This is a genomic window from Microcoleus sp. S13_C3 (assembly GCF_036700905.1).
Taxonomy (GTDB): Bacteria; Cyanobacteriota; Cyanobacteriia; order Cyanobacteriales; family Microcoleaceae; genus Microcoleus.
This window is the reverse complement of the sequence record NZ_JAUBPT010000270.1, coordinates 1-5,811: the sequence shown is the minus strand read 5'-3', so window position 1 is coordinate 5,811 and position 5,811 is coordinate 1. Positions and strand designations below refer to the sequence as shown.

Below are 5,811 nucleotides of genomic sequence, written 5' to 3'. Positions count from 1 at the left end.
GTTTTTGAGCAACAGCTTGCCTGAGATTCAAAGGTGGCTACTTTTAGCTGCGCTCATTTTTTAGTCTAAACTACAGATTTTTACACTACCCGTAGCAATAAGGGCCGCAATGCACTACCAATAGGGTTGATGTGTAAGTCCTGTTAGATATTGGATGAGGTTTCTCACACCTCAGTACGATCGCCCTTTCCTCTTTTCTACGCAGTCAATCGAGTTTAGATTTTAGATTTTAGATTTTAGAATTGAAGCATTGAGCCCACGGATAAATTCGGGGGCTTGCATCCTGGATGGTTTCGGTCAGCTCAAAAAAATAGTATTAATCTATACCTACCAATCCCAGCTCTAGCATTACAATGAAAAAAATTGAAAAAGTCCCCAAATCCCTGTAAAATTGCCATAAATAACCAAATAGTCGCGATCGAAAGCACTCAAAGGCGAAAAAGATCGCATATAAAAAAGAAAAGAATCAATTAGACAGAAAATAATGAGGTGAAACCCCTTGCAAAAATTAGCCAGCATAGAAAAGCCGATCGACTCAGGGGAAAAATCCATAGCAGTCAACACCCAAAAGGCTCAAACCTTGTACGAACGCGGCAACGCCCTAGAAGCAATGGGACGATTCCAAGCTGCGATCGAATCTTGGGAAGAAGCGATCGAACTTGAACCAAAATTTTATGAAGCCTGGTACAACCAAGGCGTAGCCCTCAAAAAATTGGGCCAGCTAGAAGAAGCGATCGCAGCCTACAACAAATCCATAAAAATCAAACCAAACAATCCCGAAGCGTGGTATAATCGCGCCAACGTTTTGCGGAAGCTCAACAGACTCTCAGAAGCGATCGCATCCTACGAAAAGGCGATCCAACTCAATCCCAGCTACCCGGAAGCTTGGACGAACCGCGGCAACACCCTCGTTAGCTTAGAAAAATTATCAGAAGCGATCTCCTCCTACGAGAAAGCTATAGCCATCAAACCAGACTACTGCGAAGCTTGGTACAACAAAGCATTTGCCCTGAGAAAATCCGACCAAAATACAGCGGCGATCGCCTCCTTCGACAAAGCGATCGAACTCAAACCAGACTTGCATCAAGCCTGGTACAACCGCGGCTTAGCCCTAGCCGATGAAAAACTCTACCCGGAAGCCGTCGCCTCCTACGACAAAACCCTGCAACTGCGGCCGAATTCCGCCGAAGCGTGGAACAAACGTGGCAGGGCGATCGCACAAATGGGACAATTTGAAGAAGCGATCGCATCCTGGGACAAAGCCCTCGCACTCAAGCCCAACGACAGCGAAACCTTTTACAACCGCGGCTTAGCCTTCGCCAACTTACAACGCTTTGAAGAAGCAATAGCCTCTTGGGACAAAACCGTAGAGTTGCAGCCAGACAACACCGAAGCCTGGTACAACCGCGCCGTCGCCCTCAAAAAAATCCAACGATTTACAGAAGCGATCGCCTCCTACGATAAAATCATCGCACTCAAACCCGACGAGCCCAACCTGTACTATCAAAAAGCTTGCATTTACGCGCTGGAAAAAGAAGCAGGCGAGCTCACAAACAGCCAGGAACTTGTAGCCACAAGCATCGGGCTGGCGATCGAAAACTTATCCAAGGCGATCGAACTCAATCCGCATAAATACCGGAAATTATGCAAAAATGACTCTAAATTGCGTACAATACGGGAAGAAGTGCGGTTTTTAGCTTGATTTCAGGGTAGCTATGATTGATGGAGACGGATGCCGCACTGCAACCTTTGTAGGTAAAACAGCACCATAAACCCCAATCATGCAAACCCTAGATAAAACTCAAGCAAAATTCGCTCAACTGGCAGCCCACCTCAGAGAAGTTACGGACATCGAATCAGCCTCGTCCTTGCTGCATTGGGATCAATCAACTTATATGCCGGCCAAAGGTGCAAATGCCAGAGGCCGCCAGTTGGCTACTCTCAAACAAATATCCCACGAAAAATTTACAGATCCAAAAATAGGTGAACTCCTAGAAGACTTGCGTTTCTACGAACAAACCCTCCCCTACGACTCCACCGCAGCCAGCCTGATCCGCATAGCCCGCAGAGACTACGATCGCGCCGCCAGAGTACCCGCCACATTCATGTCCGCACTCTGCCGCCACCAAGCCGACAGCTACGAAGCTTGGGCCGCAGCCAGGGCAGCCAACAACTTCGCAGTCGTTGAGCCGTATCTCGAAAAAACCCTAGAATTAAGCAGGCAGTACGCCGACTTTTTCCCCGGATACGAACACATCGCCGATCCGTTGATCGATCGTAGCGACTACGGCATGAAAGTATCCCTGCTGCGCCCGCTTTTCGCCCAACTGCGTCAAGAATTAGTGCCGATAGTCGAAGCCATCACCTCGCAACCTCCCGCCGACGACTCCTGTTTGCACCAAGACTTCCCCGAATCCCACCAACTAGAATTCACCCGTAAAGTTGTAGAACGCATGGGGTTCGACTTCCAACGGGGACGGCAAGACACCACCCTGCACCCGTTCATGACCAACTTCTCCATAGACGACGTGCGAATTACCACCCGCGTCTATGAAGACCACTTGGATCAAGCACTGTTCAGCAGCATCCACGAAGCCGGACACGCCCTCTACGAACTCGGAAATTCCCCGGAATTTGAGGGAACGCTGCTTGCAGGCGGCATTTCCTCCGGCGTGCACGAAAGTCAATCGCGACTTTGGGAAAATTTGGTCGGGCGCAGCCGCGGTTTTTGGGAATGTTTCTATCCCCAACTCCAAGGTATATTTTTGCGACAGTTGGGACACGTCTCCACTGACGCATTTTACCGGGCAATTAACAAAGTCTCGCGATCGCTCATCCGCACCGACGCCGACGAAGTAACCTACAACCTCCACGTCGCCATCCGCTTTGACCTAGAATTGGCAATGGTAGAGGGAAAACTAGCAGTGCGAGACCTCCCCGAAGCCTGGAACGAACGTTATAGAACCGACCTCGGCGTTGTCCCCGCCACCGACAGCGAAGGCGCGATGCAAGATGTTCACTGGTATGTTGGTACGATCGGCGGAATGTTCCAAGGTTACACCCTCGGCAACTTGATGAGCGCCCAATTCTACGAAACAGCAGTAAAAATTAATCCTGAAATTCCCGTAGAAATAGAACGAGGCAATTTTAGCGTACTCCACAACTGGCTCAAACAAAACATCTACCAGCACGGCCGCAAATACACTGCTGTCGAATTGCTCGATCGCGTTACAGGTTCACCTTTAACTATCGATCCCTTTATCCGTTACATTCGCCACAAATACGGTGAGTTTTATGTCATTTGAGGGATAGCAATGTAAAATTGCAGGCTTTTAAATTACCTAAAAAAAAAACAGGCGATACTAACTTGTATCGCCCACCCTTAGAGCGAATATCAAAGAAGATATAAAATTAAGGGGCTACCTATATCAGAACTCTTTCAGGTTGTTATCGCCAGCGCAGAAAAAGCCGACTTGCGTCAGTTTGCCAGCGATTTACGCGCTTTGGGAAACAAATATTTACTGCGAAACGATATAGTTAACACTTTTGTTGCCTACTGCACCAAATAGGAAAAGCCCGAACAGTTTTATCAATCTTCCCTAAATTAGACTTCTTGCAAAAGTCCTTTCGATCAAATTTTCGGACGGGCTCTCCGGCCCATCCCACAAGAGAAAAAACTTTTTGTGGGACGGGCCGGAGAGCCCGTCCCAGCTATTTTTGCAAGAGGTCTTTTATCAAAATGCGAACACAATCCAAACTATTGGTATGAAATTTCAACGCGAGGAATTGACCGAGTTTACAGCACGTATACCTGGAACATTCACACTACCAAGCTGCTGACGCTGGCGCGGACTTACGGTTTCTGGAACTACTCGTCCAAGGAAAACCGCGAAGATATGCTCCGCTACATAGAATCGCTGTTTTATCTGATTTACAAGCCAAGAGCCAAGGCTTTATTGGCAGAACACGCAAATCGATAAGTCGCGAGTTTTGCTTTTTATATCAAATCCGTTGTTATCGGAACTATTCATCTCTCTCTTCCCTTTCTCTGTATCCTCTGCGTCAAGAGGGGTTTAATAATTCCGATACAACTGAGATGTTACACCATTCTCAATTAGCCGTAGGGGCGGGTTCGCCAACAGCCTAAAAGCTTGCAAATAGGTTCTATAAACCCGCCCGACCCCACGAAAAATCCTCTTATTGATATTGCTGCAAGATGTCAGATACAACTGAGATGTTGCACCATTCTCAAGAACAGGCTTTCCGGCCTGTTCCACAAAGAGTGAATTTTCTTGTGGAACAGGCCGAAAAGCCTGTTCCTAAACAAGTAATTGAGAATGGTGCAACATCTCAGATACAACCGAAATTGATATTACGGGGGGATTGAAGGAAAAAACTTCGCCTTTCATAGAACAAATTTGTACAAAATCTGCCTGTAAAGATTTGTGAATAACGGCAGCTTTTGTAGCATAAGACTGAGGCTAAAAGATGTGGTTTATACGAAAATATTGGCTTTGGCAACGAAACATCTCGGAATCAACCGGGTTTATGAGGAATAGTGCGAGCCGGCCCCTACTTCTAACAGGTAACTTCCAACTCGCAACTTCTGAGTGCTGGTGTCCCGATTGCCGAAATTCTAGAGACCGGGGCAGATATAGCAACCGCGCCAGACGCTTAGAACTTTCTTAATGGCCTAAACCAATGCGGTCTATTACCCCTTCCCTCGGACTTCTTGTTACCCGATCGCGAAGTTGAAAGGCATTCTTCCTTCTTGCTTCTACTATATGTCTCAGAAAGCTGTCCGGGTAATACAATTAGATTTAGAAACTAGAAAACAGGGAAACCTTGTCAAACCTTACCAACAGGATGAAATTTATGCGTGTGACTACTGTTACGATTTTCAGCTTGATTGCTCTGCTCGCTCCCGGCTTAACCCGAAAGGCAACTGCTGCTTTCGACTCCGAACCCTTTGTGCAGGAACAGTACCGCAGAGACTTTACGGCTCCCGCCGATCCGGGTGCCTCAGCATCGCCGGAGGGAAAGTCCCAAGCAGATATGTTTAACAAGCCTTTTTACGCGGGCGAGCAGGCGCCAGTGAAAAAGGAAAAAACTATCTCGGCGGGAGCTGACGGGCCAGAAGTTGCCGCCATACAGCAACGGTTGCAGGTGCACAGTTTCAAGGTGGGGACGATCGACGGTTCCTATGGCTCTCGCACTACATCGGCGGTTCGTGCCTTTCAGCAGTCTAAGGGTTTGAAGTCAGACGGCATTGTGGATAAAGAAACTTGGACAGCTTTAGCAGCAGATCCGGCGTCGGCTCCTGAAACTGTGCAGAGCAATGCTCCTACTCAGAGCAATGCTGCTGTTGCCGGCAATCCTCCAACTCTTTTGAATAAAGGGGCTGTCGGTTCCAAGGTGAAGACGCTACAGGTGCGTTTGGAAATGCAGGGTTACGATCCGGGCCCCATCGACGGCATTTTTGGCGCTCGCACTGCTACGGCTGTCAAGAACTTTCAGCAGTATAAGGGCTTGATGGCTAGTGGCATGGTGGACGACACAACCTGGAAGGCGCTGGGCCAAAAGTAAGCGACGAGTGAAAAATACGGAAAATTGCTGTGGCGATAACTCATGATTGAACCCGGTGTCCCAAAATGACCGGGTTTCTCGATGTTGAGCGATCGAGCTATGTGGTCATCAGCCTGCGGATTTATCAGTGGGGCGCTGTCTTCAATCTAAAACCCACATTCCGCACTTCAAGTTGAAGTACGATAAAATAGAATACCGAAAAAGCCAAAAACCCGGATAATTCAG

4 protein-coding genes are annotated in these 5,811 nt (G+C 47.9%); all 4 read left to right on the top strand.

The genetic code is table 11. The features are described from left to right. Positions 1-499 precede the first annotated feature (499 nt). The 4 genes from QUA16_RS35320 (at position 500) to QUA16_RS35305 (ending at position 5,586) form a co-directional block, all read left to right on the top strand. Positions 500-1,702, top strand: a complete 1,203-nt coding sequence (locus QUA16_RS35320; RefSeq protein ID WP_333109369.1) for a tetratricopeptide repeat protein — start codon at positions 500-502, stop codon at positions 1,700-1,702. A gap of 79 nt (positions 1,703-1,781) precedes the next feature. Beyond that, entirely contained in the window at positions 1,782-3,305 is a 1,524-nt protein-coding gene (locus tag QUA16_RS35315; RefSeq protein WP_333109368.1) for a carboxypeptidase M32, read from the top strand. Positions 3,306-3,683: 378 nt separating this feature from the next. After that, positions 3,684-3,980, top strand: a complete 297-nt coding sequence (locus QUA16_RS35310; RefSeq protein ID WP_445252240.1) for a hypothetical protein — start codon at positions 3,684-3,686, stop codon at positions 3,978-3,980. An 895-nt stretch (positions 3,981-4,875) separates the two neighbouring features. Next, entirely contained in the window at positions 4,876-5,586 is a 711-nt protein-coding gene (locus tag QUA16_RS35305) for a peptidoglycan-binding protein (protein WP_333109367.1), read from the top strand. The last annotated feature ends 225 nt before the right edge of the window (positions 5,587-5,811 follow it).